Annotated in this window: 22 protein-coding genes; 10 read left to right on the top strand and 12 right to left on the bottom strand. The window is 36.4% G+C overall.

The genetic code is table 11. The annotated features are described in order from the left end of the window. Positions 1-453: 453 nt before the first annotated feature. On the bottom strand, positions 454-1095 hold the full coding sequence (pdxH, locus tag RAH34_RS02500) for a pyridoxamine 5'-phosphate oxidase (protein ID WP_306595043.1): 642 nt from the start codon (positions 1093-1095) through the stop codon (positions 454-456). A 24-nt stretch (positions 1096-1119) separates the two neighbouring features. On the opposite strand from pdxH, the gene RAH34_RS02505 reads away from it, so the two are divergent. Next, positions 1120-1668 (top strand): YqgE/AlgH family protein, encoded by a 549-nt coding sequence (locus RAH34_RS02505; RefSeq protein WP_114820398.1) that lies wholly within the window; start codon positions 1120-1122, stop codon positions 1666-1668. A gap of 103 nt (positions 1669-1771) precedes the next feature. Continuing rightward, the gene (locus RAH34_RS02510; RefSeq protein ID WP_306595044.1) at positions 1772-2353 is read left to right on the top strand and encodes an N-acetylmuramoyl-L-alanine amidase; all 582 of its coding nucleotides are present in this window, start codon (positions 1772-1774) and stop codon (positions 2351-2353) included. A gap of 85 nt (positions 2354-2438) precedes the next feature. Here the strand turns inward: RAH34_RS02510 and RAH34_RS02515 are convergent, their stop codons facing one another. The 9 genes from RAH34_RS02515 to RAH34_RS02555 all read right to left on the bottom strand — a co-directional run bounded on the left by RAH34_RS02515 (position 2439) and on the right by RAH34_RS02555 (position 13293). Continuing rightward, on the bottom strand, positions 2439-3254 hold the full coding sequence (locus tag RAH34_RS02515) for an aminotransferase class IV (RefSeq protein ID WP_306595045.1): 816 nt from the start codon (positions 3252-3254) through the stop codon (positions 2439-2441). Between the two features lie 78 nt (positions 3255-3332). Beyond that, positions 3333-3719, bottom strand: a complete 387-nt coding sequence (locus RAH34_RS02520) for an START-like domain-containing protein (RefSeq protein ID WP_034696870.1) — start codon at positions 3717-3719, stop codon at positions 3333-3335. A gap of 188 nt (positions 3720-3907) precedes the next feature. Beyond that, positions 3908-5083: an aspartate aminotransferase family protein gene (locus tag RAH34_RS02525; RefSeq protein ID WP_306595415.1), complete on the bottom strand. Its 1176-nt coding sequence runs from the start codon at positions 5081-5083 to the stop codon at positions 3908-3910. Positions 5084-5180: 97 nt separating this feature from the next. Beyond that, the gene (locus RAH34_RS02530) at positions 5181-6920 is read right to left on the bottom strand and encodes an OstA-like protein (protein ID WP_306595046.1); all 1740 of its coding nucleotides are present in this window, start codon (positions 6918-6920) and stop codon (positions 5181-5183) included. Between the two features lie 3 nt (positions 6921-6923). Next, entirely contained in the window at positions 6924-7397 is a 474-nt protein-coding gene (locus RAH34_RS02535; protein WP_002976876.1) for a Fur family transcriptional regulator, read from the bottom strand. 65 nt (positions 7398-7462) lie between these two features. Beyond that, complete coding sequence (locus RAH34_RS02540) at positions 7463-9457, bottom strand: KUP/HAK/KT family potassium transporter (RefSeq protein WP_114820402.1); 1995 nt, start codon at positions 9455-9457, stop codon at positions 7463-7465. Positions 9458-9571: 114 nt separating this feature from the next. Further along, a complete protein-coding gene (locus RAH34_RS02545; protein ID WP_306595047.1) occupies positions 9572-10552 on the bottom strand; it encodes a pyruvate dehydrogenase complex E1 component subunit beta in 981 nt (326 codons plus the stop codon). A 240-nt stretch (positions 10553-10792) separates the two neighbouring features. Then, positions 10793-11212: a DUF2147 domain-containing protein gene (locus RAH34_RS02550; protein ID WP_114820405.1), complete on the bottom strand. Its 420-nt coding sequence runs from the start codon at positions 11210-11212 to the stop codon at positions 10793-10795. A gap of 152 nt (positions 11213-11364) precedes the next feature. After that, complete coding sequence (locus RAH34_RS02555; protein ID WP_306595048.1) at positions 11365-13293, bottom strand: LTA synthase family protein; 1929 nt, start codon at positions 13291-13293, stop codon at positions 11365-11367. An 89-nt stretch (positions 13294-13382) separates the two neighbouring features. On the opposite strand from RAH34_RS02555, the gene RAH34_RS02560 reads away from it, so the two are divergent. Genes RAH34_RS02560 through RAH34_RS02585 form a run of 6 tightly spaced genes read left to right on the top strand, consistent with a single transcriptional unit; the run spans position 13383 to position 16980 of the window. Next, entirely contained in the window at positions 13383-14096 is a 714-nt protein-coding gene (locus RAH34_RS02560; protein ID WP_306595049.1) for a phosphatidylcholine/phosphatidylserine synthase, read from the top strand. A gap of 42 nt (positions 14097-14138) precedes the next feature. Beyond that, on the top strand, positions 14139-14903 hold the full coding sequence (locus RAH34_RS02565) for a 3'-5' exonuclease (RefSeq protein ID WP_114820408.1): 765 nt from the start codon (positions 14139-14141) through the stop codon (positions 14901-14903). 2 nt (positions 14904-14905) lie between these two features. Then, a complete protein-coding gene (locus tag RAH34_RS02570) occupies positions 14906-15304 on the top strand; it encodes a DUF2007 domain-containing protein (protein WP_306595050.1) in 399 nt (132 codons plus the stop codon). Positions 15305-15309: 5 nt separating this feature from the next. Further along, on the top strand, positions 15310-15870 hold the full coding sequence (locus RAH34_RS02575; protein WP_306595051.1) for a hypothetical protein: 561 nt from the start codon (positions 15310-15312) through the stop codon (positions 15868-15870). A 7-nt stretch (positions 15871-15877) separates the two neighbouring features. Next, the gene (locus RAH34_RS02580) at positions 15878-16483 is read left to right on the top strand and encodes a fumarylacetoacetate hydrolase family protein (protein ID WP_306595052.1); all 606 of its coding nucleotides are present in this window, start codon (positions 15878-15880) and stop codon (positions 16481-16483) included. A 59-nt stretch (positions 16484-16542) separates the two neighbouring features. Next, positions 16543-16980, top strand: a complete 438-nt coding sequence (locus RAH34_RS02585) for a universal stress protein (RefSeq protein ID WP_047434768.1) — start codon at positions 16543-16545, stop codon at positions 16978-16980. A gap of 83 nt (positions 16981-17063) precedes the next feature. On the opposite strand, the gene RAH34_RS02590 is transcribed toward RAH34_RS02585, so the two are convergent. Then, positions 17064-17297 (bottom strand): hypothetical protein, encoded by a 234-nt coding sequence (locus tag RAH34_RS02590; RefSeq protein ID WP_047434770.1) that lies wholly within the window; start codon positions 17295-17297, stop codon positions 17064-17066. A 42-nt stretch (positions 17298-17339) separates the two neighbouring features. Between RAH34_RS02590 and RAH34_RS02595 the strand changes: the two genes are divergently transcribed. Beyond that, complete coding sequence (locus tag RAH34_RS02595) at positions 17340-18245, top strand: DUF6427 family protein (protein WP_306595053.1); 906 nt, start codon at positions 17340-17342, stop codon at positions 18243-18245. Between the two features lie 6 nt (positions 18246-18251). After that, positions 18252-18836 (top strand): DUF3109 family protein, encoded by a 585-nt coding sequence (locus RAH34_RS02600; RefSeq protein WP_114820413.1) that lies wholly within the window; start codon positions 18252-18254, stop codon positions 18834-18836. An 81-nt stretch (positions 18837-18917) separates the two neighbouring features. On the opposite strand, the gene RAH34_RS02605 is transcribed toward RAH34_RS02600, so the two are convergent. Next, a complete protein-coding gene (locus RAH34_RS02605; protein WP_306595054.1) occupies positions 18918-21761 on the bottom strand; it encodes a pitrilysin family protein in 2844 nt (947 codons plus the stop codon). Positions 21762-22079: the final 318 nt, after the last annotated feature.

Consider the following 22079-nt stretch of genomic DNA (forward strand, 5'->3'; position numbering starts at 1 on the left):
AATTCAAGGCTGTTTCTAAGAAACAGTCTTTTTTTTATTTTAAAGATGATAGAGAATTAAACTATTAAGAAGTTTTAAGCGGGTAAGAATTATTAAGTTTTGGCTGAAGCCTCCATCATGCATCATAAAAATAAGTGGGCTAAAGCCCACTCCTATTGATAGTGGAAACCTATGATGTATTTGAAAAAAGACATTATTCAATAGGAACGGGCTTTAGCCCGTTTAAAAATAAATATCAATTCCCACGGCTTCAGCCAAAACTTAAAAGTTAATACAATACAGCATATGTTGTCATTATTCTGCTTAAACTGAATAAGTTTTGGCTGAAGCCTCTATCATTATGCATCATAAAAATAAGCGGGCTAAAGCCCGCTTCTATTGATATTACAAATTTATATTTTCAAGTGGTTTGTCTCATATTAAAACCGCCACTTCTAACTTCTCATTTTCCCATTACGGAGCCAGTCTTGAAATTTTCCAGTCAAGGTCTTCCAACTGATAAATAATCCTGTCATGAAGACGGTTGGGTCTTCCCTGCCAGAATTCAATTTCATAAGGTTTTGCCAGGTATCCGCCCCAATTGGCGGGTCTTGGGACTTCCGTATTTTCATACTCCTTTTCCAGTTCTTTCAATTTTTCTTCCAAAAACTCTTTGTTGGGGATCACCTGGCTTTGCGGAGAAACTACGGCACCCAGCTGGCTACCTTTCGGTCTTGAATGAAAATAGCCGTCACTAAGGTTTTCTGCTACCTTTTCAAGATCTGCTTTGATAATGATCTGCCTTTCAAGATTAGGCCAGAAAAAATGCAGACAGGCTTTATGATTGCTTTCTATTGCTTTTCCTTTTCTGCTGTTATAATTGGTATAAAAAATAAATCCTTCATGGGTATATGCTTTAAGAAGCACCATTCTTGTTCTTGGACACCCATCTTCTTCTACTGTAGAAACCGCCATAGCATTAGCTTCTGAGATCATCGGGCTTTCACTTGCCTCCAAAAACCAGTCTCTGAATTGCTCAATTGGATTTTGTTTTATCTCACTTTCAATAAGTTGGGATTTCTCGTACACTTTTCTTTTGTCGTGCAGGTTTTCCATAAATATTTTTTATTAAATTTGAGTATGAATCACTCATACAAAGGTAAAATATTAATCTCGACACCTGACATTTCCGGCGATATTTTTTCCAGATCGGTAGTATTGGTTATTGAACATAATGAAAGTGGTGCATTTGGTTTGATATTGAATAAAAAGAACAGCCAGATGAGTAGCAAATTCAAAGATTTTTTTGACTTTAAAATTGAGGTATATGATGGAGGGCCTGTAGAAAACGACAAGGTATTTTTCATTGTAAAGGGCAAAAGAGTTACAGAGATCTATACAGATATCACTGATGAATACTATCTTACAGAAGACATAGAACGTATTATTAATGCGGTTTTAAGCAGTGAACTGGACATTAACCATATCAAAATATTTTCAGGATATTCCGGATGGTCTTCCAATCAGCTGGATACCGAGGTTCAGAGAAAAATGTGGACGGTAGTGGATGTTTATAATCTTGACTATACGCTTCCCAATGATCAGACCCTTTGGAAGTCTATCATGCAGAATCTTGGTGGAGAATTTCTTCTCTGGGCCAATTCTCCTGAAGATATTTCACTGAACTAAAAGTATATTTCTCGTATCATCCTGATAATTAACAAACTTTAAGATTCTCTTAACCAATTTTAAAGAAAGTTTTTCCGTTCTTTGGAAAACTAAAATCACTGATATGAAAGGTATTACATTACTTGCTTTATCAATATTTTCTACAGCTTTTTTATCATTTACTCCTGTCAACAAAAAATATATTGTCATCGATGCCGGACATGGCGGAAATGATTTTGGGGCCACTTATGGTGAAATTCTGGAAAAAAATATTGCATTGAGTATTGCTAAGGAAATCCGGAAGATCAATGAAAGCCAGGACAAATATGAAGTTATTTTAACGAGGGACTCCGACAGCTATCCTACTCTTGCCGAAAGAACAGATCTGATCAACAAGCTGAACCCTGAAATGGTGATTTCCCTTCACGTGAACAGTTCTCCTGAAAAAGAAAGATCTGATAACGGATTTGAAGTATACGTTCAGAATTCTGACGTTTCAAAGGAACTGGCCGGAAAAATTTATAAGAAATTCCATGCCCGTAAAATATCAGAGAGCAATCTTCACATGCTAAGAGAAACCAAAGCACCTGCTGTATTGGTAGAACTTGGCTTCATTAATAATTCTGACAACAGGAATTATATTACCAGTGAAAAGGGGCAGAAAGAAATCGCACAGAAATTTGTTGAGATTATCAACGAATACTAAATAAAAAAAACAATTTCTGATTTACTCAGAATAAAACCCGGTAAAGGACTTCTGGAACTTTGTTGTTTACCGGGTTTGTCAATTTTTATGAATTAAAACTTTTCTTCCAGCTTTCTACCAGTTCGGAGAAACGGGAAGTTTCAAAAGTCTTGTTTCTTATCTTACCTACAGAAAACATACCTTTCTCGTCAGAAATCATTAAAATTTCTTCAGCTTTCTGGGATTCAAATGCGATAATCTCGTGTTCCTGGATATCAGCAAGGTTATTTTTATGTAAAAAAGTAACAAAGTTTTCCATCAAAGGGGAAATGTAAGCTCCTTCTGTCTGTTTGGGTACTTTGATCACGTCACCTTCTAAAAAGAGAAGATTTCCGGCAGTGGTGCGCGCTATTCTTTTGTTGGGATTCAGAAGAATCACGTCATCAAGGTCATTTTCCTGGGCATAGATCACTCCATAAATATTTTCCGGACAGTGAACCCTGATATTGCTCAAAAGGTTGTTATTAACGTTAATTTCTTTAATCAAATCCAATTCCAAAGGTCTTTGATGAACTGCAAGCACATCCGCCATTTCCGTTACTTCGTAAAAATAGGAAACGGAAGATTTTGCCAATGTCACGCCATCATTATTTCTGAACACCTGGAAATTGATAATTCCGTTCTTTACTCCTTTACCTTCAATGATTTCTTTTTGAAAAAGGGTCTGGAAAAACTCCAGGGTGTAAGTCAAAGGAATATTCAGTCTCATCTTTCTCATGGAAGCCATCAGGAAAAAATAGCATTCTTCGTCCATGATCAATCCACCATTTCTTACAAAGAAAGATACTTTTACTGAGTCTCCCCAAAGAAAAGCTCTGTTCTTTACATTTAACTCGTCTGATGTAAAATATTGATTTTCCAATTTTTGATGTGATTTATTTACAAAAAAATAATGAACGATAAATCGTTCATCAGTTTTATCATTTCATATAGCCCGGTATTATGCCGCACCTAGTTTTATTCTCAGGTTTTCGATAAGATTTTCCCAATACATTGCATTTTCCTCTTCATCACCTTCTTCACAGAAATCTGTAATATTTAAAGCAAGATCTTCTGTAATATCATCAATTGTGATTGTCATTTCAAAGAAATTTTTTGTTCCTTCATCTTCTTCCCATCTGAAACGCACGAAACCTTCAGGCTTATATCTGATCAAAGTGGCCTTCTCAGCAGGTCCTCCACCCCAGCTAAAAAAGAAATCATCGCCTTTCTCTGTTACCTCATCCGCAAACCATTCAGACAATCCCTCTGCAGTCGCCAGATATTCATATAAAATCTCTGATAAACAGTGCATTGGAAATTCGTAATGGACTTTATGTTTCGCCATATAATCTTTGTTTTATCGTCCCGCAATATATAAATTAATTTTTTTATTACGCAAAAAAACAATTACTTTTTTATAGAATCTGCATGATATTTATCACTGGATTTAAATCTCCGTGATGTTATATTTTAAAGCTAAAAACTACCATGCAAAACATAAAAAAATCTCTCCTTTCGGGAGAGATTTTATCTTTAATTTTCATTTAATATATCAAGAATAATCTGACATCCTTCTCTGATTTCTTCCAGAGATAATGTAAGCGGCGGAGAGATTCTCAGGTATTCATTTCTGTACAACTGCCAGAAAACAATCAGCCCTCTTTCCATACATTTTTTGGCAACTTCCAGCGTATATCCGGGCGTTCCTAAGTTCACGGCAAGCATCAACCCTTTACCGTTAATATTTTTGATATTAGGATGAACCAAAAGTTCTCTGAATAACTTCTCTTTTTCCTCTACTTCATTCATCAAGCCGCTTTCCAGCACTTCTTTTAATGTGGCATAACTTGCCGCTGCAATGAGTGGATTTCCTCCAAAAGTAGTAATATGCCCCAATTTAGGAGAATGTGAAAGCGTTTCCATAATTTCTCTGGAACTCATAAAAGCTCCTACAGGAACTCCGCCTCCCATTCCTTTACCCATCACAAGAATATCCGGAACAATCCCAAAGTGTTCGAAAGAGAATAACTTTCCTGTTCTTCCAAATCCGGGCTGTATTTCGTCCAGAATTAAAAGTGCTCCTACTTCTTCGCATCTTCTTTTTAATTTGATCAGATAGTTGTTATCCGGAACCAGAAAGCCTGCTGCTCCCTGAATAGTTTCAAGGATAACACAAGCCGTCTTCTCTGTTATTTTATCGAAGTCTTCTTCATTGTTAAATTCAATAAAAGAAACCATCGGTAATAAGGGACGGAATTCTCTCTTGTGAGTTTCATTTCCTGAAACACTCAAAGCCCCATGAGTATTTCCATGGTAAGAGTTTTTAAAGGAAACTATTTCTTCTCTTCCGGTAAATCTTTTAGCCAGTTTTAAACTTCCATCAATAGCTTCTGCACCACTATTCACAAGGTAAGTAACTTCCAGTGGATCCGGAGTAGCTTCTGCAAGCAATCTGCATAATGCGACAGGTTTTTCCTGTGCATATTCTCCGTAAACCATTACGTGAAGATACTTATCAGTCTGTTCTTTTATCGCATTCACAATTTTAGGATGTGAATGTCCCAAAGTATTGGCAGAAACTCCTGCTACAAAGTCAAGATATCTTTTCCCGTCGGTACCATAAATATAGCTTCCTACTGCTTTCTCCACTTCAAAACCAGCAGCAAACTTGGTGGTTTGAGCCTGATATATAAAAAAATCTTTATGCATTTCCATTGTCTCCAAAAATTTCAGCAAAGCTATAAAAGATTCATTAAACGTTAAAATTAATCCACAAAAAAGACCAGCGCTTACTGGTCTTTTTATCTTATTTTCTGGTACGTTTAGGTTTTTTAGCTTCCTCTTTAGCTTTTTCGTCATCAATTGCTTTCTGCGCTTTATCGAAGAGTTCACTATCAGCCGTATATTGTATTTCTTCGTTATTTGGGGTATCTACAAGAATATCCTGCCATTTTCGGATCCTGTCTTTGGTATTCCAGTTGAAATCCGGGAATTTCCTTTTCGAAGGTTCTATCATGCTCATCGGATAAGTATCTGAAGCAGCACCGATACTGCATGAAATAATCTGTAAAGCTCTTTCTTCGAACAATGCTCCGATAATTCCACAGGTAGAAAGTGTAATTCCTATTCTTTCCGGTTTTTTGGTTTCCTGATCAGTATCATCAACATACACAATAGACTGAGCGTTTCCAACGACTCTTGCTTCTTTAATCGCATTTTTCTCGTAGTACACCGTCATGAATTTTCCTTTCACCTGGTTGAACTCATCTTTCAGGGTAAGTGAATCTACTTTACTGATCGCAAAAGCATTTCCTATTACTTTTAAGGAGTCAATATCTTCTGTCTTGGTATTGAAGTAAGCTTCCACTTTATCTCCGGTAACCTGCTTTTCACCACTCCAAAGAATCGGGTTGGTATACATATGCATGATTCCGTCTGTTTCATTGAAGGCAATGGAATCTGCTCTACCCTGTGCATTGGATTTATAGATACGGGCTTTTTTGAAAGCTCTCAGATAGCTTTTCTTCACTTTGATATCTAATGTATCCGGTCTTTGATAAGAGATAATTTTTTCTGCGGCAAAATAAATGGAGTCTTTTTCCATTACTTTTACAGCATAAGGATTTTTCGTCATCATGGCAGAATCTTTTTTCTCAAAGATTTCTCCATAACCTCCTTTTATATATCTTTTTTCTATAGGATCATCAAGGGTTACATTTCCTGTTGCTTTACCGAATCCTGAGATCTGATTATAATACATATCATCACCGGTAAGAATTTTCTCATTGTAAAAGATTCTGGAGTTTTTGGTTAGAAAAGCCTCCTTGGAATCCATTTTATAGGTTCCTTTTTCGGTATAGATTCTGTTTCTTGGATTGGTTTTGCTGGTAATGGTTGTAGGACCTAGAAAATCAGCAATTTTTGTATTCTGATTCTGCTTGATATTGGGTCCTTCTATGGTATACTGAGGGGTTTCAATTTTTACATTTCCAGTAAGATCCACCACTCTTGTATTGAGAAAATAGGTTCCTACTTTGGCGTAGGTTACATTCTGGCCGTCCGAAATTGTTCCACCTGTATTAAAATAAGCCTGATTAGCCAGCCTGTCATAATACAGAATATCTGTTTTTATGGTTTGCTTTGGATCTGTTAAAACCACATTTTTTCTGGCAACACCTTTCTGGGTATTGGCATCATATTCCATTTCTCCTGCTGTGATTACAGAGCCGTCTGTATTTTGAAGTCTTGTATTGCCTATTGCTTTTACAAAGTTCTCTTCATTATACAGCACTACTTCATCCGCAGTAAGAATAGATCCCTGATGTTCTATCTGAACATGGCCGGTAAAATATTGATTTCCGTCGTATTTTTCAGGATCTTTCTTGATTTCGTCCGCGTGGATGATCTTTACTTTATCTTCAGGTCTTACCTGTTTAGGCTGAGCCGGTGAAGGAGCCTGCAAATAAGGATCTCTCTTCACAGGAGTTTTATCCTGCGCAAAGTTGAGCGTAGAAATAAAGAGTAACAGAAAAAGGGCTATTCTCATTAATTAGTCATTCTTAGTGCCATAGAAATATAGCGAATGAGAATCAATTTTTACGCCAAATGCTTCTTCAATGGCTTCTTTGATTCCTTGGATTCTTGGGTCACAGAATTCAATAATTTCTTCAATCTCTTTATCAGAGTCTTTTTTGTAGATCACCAGGTGGTCATGCTGTTTGTCAAAATAAGACTTTTCATAAGACGAAGAAGTCAATGTCTTTTCTCCGAACTGATGCTTACGGATTAAGCCTGCATCAAGGAAAATTTCAATCGTGTTGTAAATAGTTGCTTTGGAAACATGATATTTTTTCTGCATCATCAGAAGATACAGATCATCAACATTAAAGTGATGATCCATATTATAAATCTCTTCCAATATCGTATATCTCTCAGGTGTGTTTCTGAAACCTTTTTCTAATAAGTAGTTTCTCAAAACATCCTTGATCAAAGCTATATTTTTTTCTTTTTGTATTGTATCCATTAAAAAAATTATCTACAAATTTATTGAATTTTATTTAAATAGATAGTATGGTTAAATACGAGTGGCTACGAGTTGTGACGGAAATACCCGGACTGCTCGATCTTATTATCATAAACTGTTAATTCTGTGATCGGTGCAGATTCTACCTCTACGTTGTGTGAAGATACTCCCCAAGCCTTAAAGTCGTCACTTCCGATATACTTCACAAAGTTGTAAATGTTAAGAGTAATCTTCTGTTTAACAGTTAAAAGAATATCGTTGATATAGGTGTTATCTATGATGACATACTTAAGATCCGGCGGTATATCATGAGCTCTTAAAGATGGATGGCTGCTTCTTGAAGGAATGGTTCCGTCCGCCATTAAATCTTTAAGGACCATATTAAAATAGTCGTTGATTCTTCGGTCTACTTTAAATCCTAAAAGGAAGTTGATTTTATAGACAGTTCCCGGAAGAATCTCGTCTACAGTATATCTGAAAGTATATGGATCTTCCTGGTTTACGATGCTCAGGATAAAATAATGATCTGCTCTCTTCGGCTGTTTTTTGATGATGGAATAGATAATTTTGGATTCCACTTCATCATTTCTTTTTGCCCTGCTCAGATAAGCCAGATTGGTAGCATATTTCGGAATGGTTTCGTCCAGTTTCATGTCTTTAAGAATAGAAACATATTTTTCTATTTTCACAAACTGGATAAATCTTGTTTTGATCAGTCTTCCGTTATACCATGCATACATAGAAACTCCGATAGAACCTGCTAATACAACAGTGATCCATCCACCTTCCATGAATTTGATGATGTTGGCACTGAAGAAACCTAATTCGATAGCCATATAAACCATTGCGAACACCAGAATCAAGACCTTGCTTACTCTGTGTTTCAATAGCCAGAATACCAATAAAACTGTGGTCATTAACATCGTTACGGTAATGGAAAGTCCGTAAGCGGCTTCCATTTTTCCGGATTCTCTGAAGTGAAGAACAACAATGATACACAGGATAAGAAGTCCCCAGTTGATTCTTGGAATATACATCTGTCCTTTCACCCCTGAAGGATAATCAATTTTCTGATTCGGCCAAAGGTTAAGAGACATTGCTTCTGAAAATATGGTGAAAGAACCGGTAATTAGCGCCTGGCTGGCAATAATGGCTGCTGCTGTTGCTAAAATTACTCCCGGGATGATCATCCATTCTTCCATGATTCCAAAGAAAGGATTCACTACAGAAAACCCAGGTTTGTTATAATTGGTTAAAAGCCATGCTCCCTGACCAAGATAGTTCAGAATAAGCATAATTTTAACGAATGCCCAGCTTACTCTGATGTTTTTGGCTCCACAGTGTCCCAAATCGGAATACAAGGCTTCTGCTCCGGTTGTACAAAGGAAAACAGCTCCTAAGATCACAATAGCACTCGGAGAGTTGACAATAAGTTTATAAGCGTAATAAGGATTGAAAGATCTTAAAATCTCAAAGTTTTCGCTTAAATGCATTACACCCAAACCTCCCAATACTAAGAACCAAACTACCATTACCGGACCAAAAAACTTTCCGATAAAGCTGGTTCCGAATTGCTGCACTACAAAAATGGCAATCAGAATTCCAATGGTGATAGGTACCACAGGAGTGTGCGGGTTATAAATTTCAAGACCTTCAATGGCTGACATAACCGTCAGTGACGGGGTAATAACTCCATCCGCAATAAGGGCCGCGGCACCGATGATTGCAATGAGGTACAACCATCCTTTCTTAAGGTTTCTTACCAGTGAAAACAAAGCAAGAATACCTCCTTCACCTTTGTTATCTGCTCTCAAAGCAATGATCACATATTTGATTGTGGTCTGCAAAGTAAGGGTCCAGATAATACAGGAAAGAGCTCCTTCTATGTATTCATTGAAAGGCATATTGCTCCCCTGGGATCTTGCATTCACAATTGCTTTCATTACGTAAAGCGGAGAGGTACCAATATCTCCAAAAACAATTCCTAGAGACACTAAAACTCCTATGAAGGAAAGTTTCTTTATGTCGAAGTGGTAGCCATCTTCTGTAACTTCTGCCATATCAGCTTAATTTATTTTAAAGGCGCAAATTTATACTAATTTTATGACGTCAAGAATTTTTCTTCATGAATATAATAAATGAAAAAACTTCCTTTCGGAAGTTTTTTTCTATAACTATTTTACGTACATCGCTTTTTTGATTTCCTCTTTTACTTTTTCAAGTTTTGGGAACCATTCTGCAAATAATGCTGCAGAGTAAGGTGCAGGTGCATCAGGAGTAGTAATTCTCTTGATAGGAGCATCTAAATAATCGAATGCTTTTTGCTGTACCATATAAGTAATTTCTGAAGAGATTGAACCAAATGGCCAGGCTTCTTCTAAAATAACCAGTCTGTTTGTTTTCTTTACAGATTCCAAAATGGTATCGAAATCAAGAGGACGAACAGTTCTAAGGTCGATAACTTCTACAGAGATTCCTTCTTTAGCCATATCTTCAGCAGCCTGCAGAGCCAGTTTCATGATCTTTCCGAAAGAAACCAAAGTAACGTCTGTACCTTGTCTCTTGATATCTGCTTTTCCTATTGGTAAGTAGTATTCTTCTTCAGGAATTTCCATTTTATCACCGTACATCTGTTCAGATTCCATGAAAATTACAGGGTCATTATCCTGGATTGCAGTTTTCAATAATCCTTTTGCATCGTATGGGTTAGATGGTACTACCACTTTAAGTCCCGGACAGTTGGCAAACCAACCTTCGAAAGCCTGAGAGTGAGTAGCTCCTAATTGTCCTGCAGAAGCAGTAGGACCACGGAAAACAATTGGGCAATTCCACTGTCCTCCACTCATCTGACGGATTTTCGCAGCGTTATTGATAATCTGATCAATTCCTACCAACGAGAAATTGAATGTCATAAATTCTACGATGGGTCTGTTACCATTCATTGCTGCTCCTACAGAGATTCCAGTAAATCCAAGTTCTGCAATCGGTGTATCGATTACTCTTTTCGGACCAAATTCATCCAGCATTCCTTTTGAAGCTTTATATGCACCATTATATTCTGCAACTTCCTCACCCATCAGATAGATGGATTCGTCTTTACGCATTTCCTCGCTCATTGCCTGTGCAATTACCTCACGAAAAGTATATTCTGCCATATTTTCTTGAAAAATTTAGACTACAAAAGTAGTGTTTTTTTATTATACACATCATAAAAAGCCATCTCATTTGAATGGAAAATTTTAATATTAATTTTATTTAAAACGGCTTTTCTTCGTGATAGCTCTGTTATTTACAGTTTTCCTAAAGTCACGAAGAAATTCCTCATAATCCTTTTATCCACAAAAAAATGACATCTCATTTCTGAAATGTCATTTAAAATTCTATTTAAACTTATACTAATTAGCTTTCTCCCAAACCTGGGTTCTTCCTAATAAAGATAATCCTAAGTACCCTCTTACGTTCAGTTTATCACCGCTTCTTGTAATGGTACATTTGTATGTTTTTCCTGTTTTAGGGTCTGTAATAGTTCCTCCGGTAAATTCATCACCGTCTTTTTTCAATCCTCTGATGATCTCCAATCCTAAAATTGGTTTTCCTTTTCTGTCATCTTTACAAGCTGTACAGTTTGGATCAGCCGGTTTTATCAACAACTGAGAAACTTTTCCATAGTATTTCCCGTCTGATTTTTTGTAGACCTCCACAATAGATTTTGCCTGTTTTGTCTCATCATCTATCGTTTTCCACTTACCTTCTATCTGAGCAAATGTAAGTACACCACATAAAGAAAGTGCAAACGTTAACAATATTTTTTTCATATTTTTTATAGTTTTAATTTTAATACAATATTCTTATCTACGTATTGATAAAAATATAAATTAATTTTCAACGAACAAAAACTTTTATTATACAAAGCATAAAGAGACAAAGAAAAGTAAAAAAATCAATCCAAAATGGTTTCTTTGTCTTATTAGTAAAGCTTCCTGTTAATCACCCTATCCATATAATCCTGATACCAGGCCTTTGCAGTTTTCTTTCCTTGTTCGATTTCTGGGTTTCTAACTTCGTTCATGATATTTTTTTCGAGGCTCAGATCAGATTTATCATAGACTCCGATGATTTCTTTTCCATCAAAGCGGTAAATATAATTTCCAATCATAAACTGATCTGTACTTCCATCTGAGTTGACGACAATGAAAGGATATTTTTTATCACTCACCAAACTTCTTCCCCAGCTTCGGATAGGTTTGTTATACCCGATAAGATCTGCCAGTGTAGGATAGATATCCGCCTGTTGTGCGATTTCCTCACTAACACCTTTTAACTGATACGCAGGATTCGGAGAATAGAAAACCAACGGAACAGCATAACGGTTCATAGCTCTTTCATATTCGGGATAATAGACCTGGTTGGTATGATCTCCTGTGAAAACAAAGATGGTATTATTGTACCACGGCTGTTTTTTAGCTGTTTCAAAATATTTTTTTATCGCATAATCCGTATACTGCATCGGCTCATGGATTTCTATTTTTCCTTTTTTAAATTTCCCGTTATATTTTTCAGGGATTTTAAAAGGATGATGGGATGATGCCGTAAATACAGTCGTCATAAAAGGTTGTTTCTTTCCTACATTCTTTGCGAAATACTGAAGGAAAGGCTCGTCCCAGATCGCCCACATTCCGTCAAAATCTTCATCATGATTGTATTCTGTTTTTCCGAAATAATGTTTAAATCCTAAAATATTTCCGAATCCAAGGAATCCCATGGAACCATTAGGCGCTCCATGATAGAAAGATGTATCATAGCCAAGATCATTACACACGGAAACAATAGACTGAATTTTCTGATTGGAATACGGAGATCCTGTAAATGCATCGGTAAGACTCGGAATTCCGGCCAACACACTGCTCATCCCGTGAATAGACTGTCTTCCGTTGGCAAAAGTATTCGGAAAAATGAGACTTTGCCCAGCCAGACTATCCATAAACGGAGTGTAAGAAACGTAATCCTTGATATTTTTATCTTTATTGAAAGCTCCCGAATATTCTCTCCCGAATGACTCTACAATGAAAATAACAATATTGGGACGGTTCTCCACTTTTCTGTCGTATACTTTATAAGGCTGTACATAATCTTCAATATATTTTTTATCTACAAAATGAACTTCCTTAAAATTATTGGTATTTAAAGTCCTGAAAAAGGAGAATGTACTATTGAGCACCATATTACCCTGCAGAGGATTGGTTACAAAACGGGTAGCATCCACCATATTAATAGGTCTCGTGCTATGTTTAAAATCACCTCGGATTCCTCCCACAACCAGCACCGCTGTAATACAAAGCGTAAGAACGGAAGTGATAAAGTAAGGAAGCAGTTTCACTGGTTTCACCTCTTCTACTTTCACCCTTTTGTAAAGGAAAACCCATAAAATCATCAACACAATGAACCAAATCAGTACAAAAGGATGCTCCCCCACAGAGATCATCAATGTTTTGGAAACATTAGACTCATGTTCTGCCACCTGAAATACGGCTGAAGTAAGTCTTGCCTGCGAAAATTTATAGTAAATAAAATCTCCGAAATTCATGGCATAGGCAATCCCGTTGGTAATGAAATACACCCAGAATAGAACTTTCTGAAAGATTTTCTTGGTATTAATAACCAGCGGCAATAAACTCAGGAGTATAAATAATGCGTTGACATATAAAATAGCTGTGGTATCGAAAGCTGTACCATGGAAAGCCAGCTTTATATATTCTGAAACGGAGTCAACTTTAATCAGATCTTTATTAAAATACCAGAATAAAAGTCTGGCTATCTGATAAAAAACATAGGCTAAAAAAATCCTGTAAACCAATGCCAGAACTTCCTGTTTTCTAAATCCTTTTAAAAATTTCATGGAGCAAATTTACATCAAAATCACTGTAATGCATTTTTTAGTTCATATTATTTTGAGTTAGAATTTTTAAAAACTGTAATTTTGTGTTTATGGATTTTATAAAGAATAATCTGGCCAATGCCTTAACCCTGGCTAATTTATTTGCAGGCTGTGTAGGTGCAATACATTTAATTTTAGGAGATTATCAGACAACAGCAATCTGTCTTATCCTCTCTTCGATTTTCGATTTTTTCGATGGCTTTGTAGCCAGAGCTTTAAAATCAAACTCTAATCTTGGGCTTCAGCTGGATTCTCTTGCAGATATGGTAAGTTTTGGCGTAATCCCGGGACTTACGATGTACAAAGCCCTTGAACCTTTTGGAACTGAGCTTCTTGGAATTCATTTTCCGTTTGAGATCAAATATCTGGGTCTCATTGTCACGGTATTTTCATGTCTGAGACTTGCTATCTTTAACCTTGATGAAGAACAGCGTTATTATTTCAAAGGATTGAATACGCCTACCAACACCGTTTTACTTTTCGGTCTTTATTATGCGTTTAAGGAAACCGGAACGTTTAGTTTTCTGTTTGATAATGAATTGTTATTGATCCTGTTGACTCTTCTTACGTCATGGCTTCTGATCAGCCCGATCAAGATGATGGCGATGAAATTCAAATCAAAACAATTAAAAGATAACTATCCTAAAGTTGTTTTACTGGTAGGAGGAATTGCTATTCTTGCGATATTCCAGGTTATTGGAATTCCAATGCTTGTTATTTATTATATATTGGTGTCTCTTATTTTTCAGGCACAATTAAAATAAACTCATTTAAATAAAACACGTTTCAAATTATTAATTATCAACATGAATTTAAAACTCCATAAACCACTTTGTATTTTTGACCTGGAAACCACAGGAACCAACATAGGAAAAGACAGAATTGTTGAAATCTGTATCTTAAAAGTAAATCCGGATGCTTCCAGAGAAAGCAAAACATGGCGTGTAAACCCGGAAATGCTTATTCCTAAAGAAAGCAGCGAGATCCACGGGATTTATGATGAAGATGTAAAAGATGCTCCTACTTTCAGAGACATTGCTTCTAAAGTAATGGAAATGATTACCGGCAGTGATTTGGGAGGATTTAATTCCAACCGATTTGATGTTCCGCTTTTGGCTGAAGAACTTTTAAGAGTAGGAATGGATTTTGATCTGAGTAAATTCAGACTGGTAGATGCACAGACTATTTTCCATAAAAAAGAACCCAGAAACTTAGGTGCCGCTTACCAGTTCTACTGTGGAAAAACATTGGAAAATGCACACTCTGCAGAAGCTGATGTATGGGCTACCTTTGAAGTTCTGGATGCTCAGGTTGGAAAATATGATGATATTCCGAATGAAATAGCACCGCTAAGTGAATTTACATTCCATAACAAGAATGCAGATCTTGCCGGATTTATCGGATATAACGAGAAAATGGAAGAGGTTTTCAACTTTGGAAAATATAAAGGTCAGGGCGTGAAAGCAGTATTCCAAAAAGATTTAGGATATTTCGGATGGCTTCAGAATGCTGATTTTCCATTATATACTAAGAAGGTTTTTACAAAGATTCAATTATCAAGTAGATTTTAAATATGTCCGACCTGGTTCGTTTTAAATTTTATGAAACTGCCCTTGAAGCTAACAGGGACAAGCAAATATTGGCTGAAAACGGCATAAACAGTTTCATTGCGAATGAGCAGCTTATCCAGTCGGATTGGCTTCTGTCACAGGCTGTAGGAGGCATACAGCTTCAGGTATTTGAAGAAGATGTGGAAAAAGCTAAGCAAATCCTGCAGGACTATAAAGACAACGAGCAGTATTCGCTGGAAGTAGAACATACCATTGAAGATCCTGAGTTTGATTTTGTATGTCCGAAATGTGGTTCCAATCATATTTACAGGGATGACAGTGCAACCAGCTTCTTTGGAATTTCATTTCTGACGAGTCACAAATTCAAATGTTACTATTGCAGAAATGAGTTTACGCATTAAAAACTATGATCAAAAAGACTGGAAAAATTGCACTCATCATTATTCTTGGCTTTCTTGTTTTCATAACGGGAAAGTTCTTCTTAGAATGGAAAAGTGTTGAAGTGGATCACAGTTTGAGTCAAAAACCTCTTTTTAAAGCATTTAATAAACAAAAACAGGCCACTATCTGGAGCCAGGAAGGTGAAGATGCTAAAACCAATGATTTCAAAATAACATCAGATAGCACAAGTTTTGAGTATTATAGTTGTTATATTAACAGAAATCCAGCACTGAATATTACATTTTCTGTTGGAGATGGTTTTAGCGGCGGCGGCTATCAAATTGATATTTTGCAGAACCGATATAAAGTTTCACCCTATTCTTATACGGATAATATCAAGCCTCTTGATTTTCTGAATACGGGAGAATATTATAAAGTTCTGGACAGTAAACTTATTCTGAATCAAGAATCTTATCAAAAAGGAGACCGTATCTTCGGCTATACCGAACTTAAAATTCAAGAAGGATACGGTCCTGGAAAATACATAGTAGAAGGAAAAGGATATTTTAAAGGTAAAGTAAATTAATTAAGTTATGAAAATAATCTGCATAGGAAGAAACTACAGTGAGCATGCAAAAGAATTAGGAAATGAAATTCCTGAGAATCCGGTTATCTTTATGAAACCGGATACTGCTGTTTTAAAAGGAAATGATTTTTACATCCCTGAATTTTCCAATGATATTCACTACGAACTTGAAGTGGTATTAAAAATTTCAAAAGGAGGAAAATATATTCAGAAAGAAACAGCGCATAAGCATTATGAAGAAATTGGTCTTGGAATCGATTTTACAGCCAGAGATCTTCAGAGCGAACTGAAATCAAAAGGGCTTCCATGGGAGCTTGCCAAAGGTTTCGATGGTTCGGCTGTGGTAAGCAGCTTCTTTAAAAAAGAGAACTTCAGTCTTGAGAACCTTCAGTTTTCATTATTAAAAAACAAAGAGAAGGTGCAGGATGGCAATACGAAAGATATGATGTTCAACTTTGATGATATTGTAGCATTTGCGTCTCAGTATTTTACATTAAGAGTAGGTGATCTTATTTTCACAGGAACTCCAAAAGGGGTTGGAAAGGTAGAAGAAAATGATATTCTGGAAGCTTACCTTGAAGAGGAAAAAATCCTTGATATCCGAATATTATAAGTATTTAATATCAAAGTCTGACAAATTTTTCCTATCTTTAGGTAACAAAACTAGAGGTTATGATAAATATTGTATTGCCCGTAGATTTTGGGGACAAGACAGACCAATTGGTGGAGGGTGCCATAAAATTTGCAAAACAGCTTAACGGCAGAATTTACCTGATCCACGTAGCGCCATCAGATATCGGCTTTGCCATTGGCGATATGGGATTTCAATATTTTCCGGAAGTGGAAGCCAATGAAATCAGAGAAGAGCTGGTGCAGCTTAATAAAATTGAGCAAAGAATCATCAGTCATGATATCGATTGCGAGCACCTTTTAAAACAAGGACTTGCCAAAGATATTATTCTGGAACATGCAAAGGCAAAAAATGCAGACTATATTGTGATGGGATCACATGGCAGAAGCGGAATTTATGATGTATTCGTGGGAAGCTTAACAAAAGGAATTACGAAAAGTTCAAGTATTCCTGTGCTGGTACTTCCGATTCACGACTAAGAAAAAGAAATTTTAATCGTTAGTAATAAAAAAACCGATCAAAGCATAATGTTTGATCGGTTTTTTACTATATAACCAATTAATTAACCTTCTTTTTTGTAGATATTCGGATCGTAGTAAGGGTGCTTACCTTCCGTTGGAGAATAATAGTCTTTATCTTTGTCACCTCCCAGTGTAACCACCAGTACGTAGCACCAATAAGTAAATAGTACACAGCAAACTATAAATAGAATCCAGTTTAAAACATTTCCAAACGCATCAAAGAAACCGAAAGTCCATTTGAAAACTTTGCTTAAGAATAGAAAGAAAGACGTCATTATTTTCCTTTTTTAAATTAACTTTGTACAAATTTATAAAAAATGTTTAAATTACTTTCAAAAGAAAGCAATATTTTTTCAATTCCTGTCTATATTGGTTTTCTTCTTTTAGTAGTCGTAATATTTAACATACTGAATTTCAACACTTACGAAGCTATAGTTGCCGGAATAACTTTTCTGGGAATTGCTTTGGCTTATTTTTGTTTTCACAGTATTGCCCTTAATTATCAGACCCATCTGCCGTTATTTTTATATACCTTTTTTATTTTCGGGCTGTATCCCGGAAATCTGGATATAGGAATTGCGGTTTCGCTGCTTACCAACTCTTTTCTTATGCTGCTTCTGACCAGTGCGGATGAAAACATCAGGAAAAAGTCCTATGTATTGGTGGGATCTATTGTGGCCCTGAACTTTATTTTTCTTCCAACGACATGGCCGATGGCTGTTTTTGTCATCATCCACGTGATCGCAACTTCTGCCAAAATTACCCTGAACCTCTTCAGGTTTCTTTTGGGAATTGTTTTGATTACATTCAGTTATTTTTCTGTCATGTATTTCATTCAGTTCACGTCATGGAATATTGATTATTTTCCGTTTGGAAGAATGAAACCGGTAACGGATTACACAGAACTTGTGCCTTTGGTTCCTGTGGTTCTGATGCTTATTTATGCAGTATATGACCATTTTAAAAACTATAACAAGAAAAGCCCGATAAGCAGGTATAAATACACTTTCTTATTGGTTTTTTCTGTGGCACAGCTTGTTTCCATCATTTTATATATGAATAAAAGCTATGAATATCTGCTTCTTCTGGCATTTCCTTCTAGTATTATTCTGAGCAGAATGATGAGATTTTTACCGAAATACTGGATGCGTGAAGCCAGTGTATGGGTTATTATTATTAGTTTACTGACCTTTAAAGCAGGTACAGTTTTTGATTTATTTTAGAAAATTATGATTCAGATAGACGATAAATTGATTTCAGAGGAAATTTTTTCCGAAGAATTTGTTTGCAACCTTACAAAATGTAAAGGTGCATGTTGTGTGGAAGGAGATGTGGGAGCTCCGTTGGATAAAAACGAGCTTGAGATATTGGACAGTATTTTTGATCAGATAAAACCTTACCTTACTCAGGAAGGAATAAAAGCCCTTGAAGAACAAGGGACATGGACTACTGATCCACACGACGGAATGTATGTTACTCCAATGGTGGAGAACCGCGAATGTGCTTATGTAACCTTTGATGAAAAAGGAATTACGAAATGTGGTATTGAAAAAGCGTATGAAGATGGTGCCGTGGACTGGCAGAAACCTATCTCCTGCCACCTTTACCCGATCCGTGTTACGGAATATTCGGCATTTACGGCATTGAATTATCACGAGTGGAATGTATGCAGTGATGCCTGTACCCTTGGAAAAGAGCTTCAGGTGCCTGTTTATAAGTTTTTAAAAACTCCACTGACGAGAAAGTACGGTGAAGAATTTTACACTGTTCTGAGCGAAGCTGCTGAAGAATGGAAAAAAGAATATGGTTCTTAACTGATACTTATTTGAATGAAATAATAAAAACCGCAGATCTCTCTGCGGTTTTCTTATTTATTAAAGCTTCCCCAAAGTAGTTTAATTGGATGTTCCTGCTTTTTTAGCTTCCTCTTTTTTAGCCGTTTCCCAACCGTCTTCCGGCATTAACGTTGCTATATTTTTCTCTTTTGTAAGATATTTTTTGGCAACACCCTGAAGATCTTTAACCGTAAGTGCTTTTACTTTATCCGGGTAATTCAGAATATCGTATTGATCACTTCCATCCAATTGATTCTGGGCAATACCCTGCAGCCAGAATCCATTGTCCTTAAGACTTGTATTATATTCGTTGTATTCTCCTTCTTTGTATTTATCAAGATCCTTTTGCTCAGGTCCCTTGTCTATCAATTTTTGTAATTCTGCCATGGCACTTTTGGTAAGCTTATCTGCATTTTCAGGACCACAAGGGAAATTAACACTAAAATCATAAGCACTGTATGGGATTTTACTGAAGCTTCCACTTGCACCACCTCCATAAATGCCGCTTTCATCTTCTCTTAGCTTTTCCAGAACTTTAATGGTAGCGACTTCTCCAAGTGCAGATAATGCCATAGCTTCCTTCTCATTATAAGGAACTTCTCCGCTGTAAGAGATCGTTACCAGACTCTTCGGTTCTTTTCCTTTTTTATAAACCTTAGTATACCCTCCTTTCACCGGTCTGTACCCTGTATCTTTAAATGTAGAGGATTTTCCTGTTGCGGGAAGTGAAGCGATATATTGCAGAACTTCTTTTTTAAGCTGCGCTTCATCTATATTCCCCACAAAATAGAAATGAAAATTACCTGCATTGGCAAATTTCTCTTTATAAATATCGTATGCTTTTCTATAATCTGTATTCGCCCAATCTTTTTCTGTAGGCTCAAGGCCGGTGAACCTTGGGTTTTTCTGATTGATAAATTTGGCGTATTCATTAGAAAAATAATATCCCGGATCCGAATCTACATTCGTCAGCATTGCAGACTTTTTTGTTTTATAAGCGTTGAATGCTTCGGGGTCATAGTTTAAGTCTGTAAAACAGGCATAGATCAACTCCATCGCGGTCTTCAGGTCTTTCTTTGAACTTGTTCCGGAAACACCTTCTGTAAGTCCACCCACATAAGCGCTTGCACTCATCTGTTTTCCTGCAAGATAATGTGCAAGATCTGTCTTGGAAAGCCCGGCTAGTCCAGCTTCCAGCAAAGCATCGAATGCATATTTTGTTTTATTATAATCAGCATCGGGAATGACAGACACTCCTCCCAGGCTTATTGCCGCAAAAACAATTTCATCATCTTTAAAATCTGTTTTTTTGAAAGTAACTTTAGCTCCGTTGCTCAAAGACCATGTAGTGGTTCCTAATTTGGCATCTGCTTCAGTTTTAGTGATTTTTCCTTCGGATTTAAAAGGTTTTATTAAACTCTCGGTTTTCTTTTTTTCCTCATAAGGTTTAAGATCAGCCATTTTTACGGCATCGAATGTCTTCAGAACCATGGTTTCCGTCGGCATGATTATATTATCCTTTTTTGGACCTGTAATAACAATGACTCTGCTGTCATCTTTTACCCGCTTTTTGATAATTCCATTGGTCTGTTCCAGTGCTATGGCTGGAAGGATTTCTTTAATATGTTCATATCCCCAGGTAATTCCAGGTATGGGCTCCTTTCTCAGGAAATTATTCACATAACCATCGATGAGCTCACCGCTTTGGTTTTTATCCCTGTTGTTGTAAGCCCATTCATAAGAAGAAAGCATCTGATCTTTTGCTCTGTCCAATTCAGATTGGGTAAATCCGAATCTTTTGGCTCTTTCCACTTCTTCCAAAAGAACTTTCAGCGCATTGAGCTGGTCTCCGTCTTTTGTCGCTGCTGATCCCTGAAATGCCTCTTTGCTTCTTGCAAAAGTTCCTCCATGATAAACTGAACCATAGGTAAAAGGAGGATTGGTAGAGTTAATCAGCTCTGCCAATCTGCTGTTCAGCATTATATTTACAAGACCTTCTGCAACAGTTTGATCATACTGCTGAACCGTGACATCCGGTTGGTAAGCTTCAGAATCTTTGATGACGAATTGTACTCCGGAACCTGTTGCATCGGGATCAGTCTCAATGGCTACCAGTGCTTCTTTATGATTCGGAAGATCAAAAGATTTTCTTTCTCTGGGTTTTGAAGGATTTTTATATCGACTGAAGTTATTCTTAATCTTTTTTTCTATTTCATCTACATTGATATCTCCTACCACAACAATTGCCATCAGATCCGGTCTGTACCAATCCTGGTGGAATTTTCGGATAAGATCGGGTTTGAAGTTCTCCAGTACTTCTTTTTTGCCAATTGGAAGTCTTTCTGCATATTGAGATTGGTATAAAAGTTTCGGAAGGTATTTATCCATCATTCTCTTATCGGGTCCAAGGCCTAATCTCAGCTCTTCCAGTACCACCCCTCTTTCTTTATTGATTTGTTCATCGGAAAGCGTTGCATTAAATGCCCAGTCTTCCATTACTTTCAGTCCGGCATCCAGATTTCCCGGTTTATCTAATGGGACAGGAAGCATATAAACCGTTTCGTCAAAACCGGTATACGCATTCAGGTGCTGTCCGAATTTCACTCCGATAGATTGCAAAAAGTCTACTAATTTATTATCAGGAAAGTTTTTGGTTCCGTTGAAGTTCATGTGCTCCATAAAGTGAGCCAGTCCTCTTTGATTTTCGTCTTCAAGGATAGATCCGGCATTGATCGCTAAACGAAATTCTACTTTTTTCTCAGGTAAAACATTTTTTTTGATATAATACTTCATTCCGTTGGAAAGAGTACCGATTCTTAAGGACGGATCCACAGGGATGTTCTGTCCACAGACATTTAGAGACATCAGGAAGATGGCTGAAAACGAGGATAACATTTTTTTCATCTACATTATTTTTTGACCCCTCAAAAATATCAATTCTCTTTTCAATTGGCATTTTAGTAAAGGGTTAAATTGAAGTTAAAAAATTTAAATATTATAAAATGAAAGCAAATTGTTTGTTTTATATTATTTAAAATGATTTTTAATTAAAAACATTCATTATTTAATTAAAATAGACTAATTAAAAATAAGCACATTTTCCTAATTGAGCCTAAAATCATTGTTTAAGCCGTTAGTATATCATGCTTTTTAAAAAAAAAACCGTTGTGAAACACAGCGGTCTTATTATTTTGATTAAAAAATTTCAGTTACAAACCCTAG

Source organism: Chryseobacterium sp. WLY505 (assembly GCF_030846215.1).
GTDB lineage: Bacteria > Bacteroidota > Bacteroidia > Flavobacteriales > Weeksellaceae > Chryseobacterium.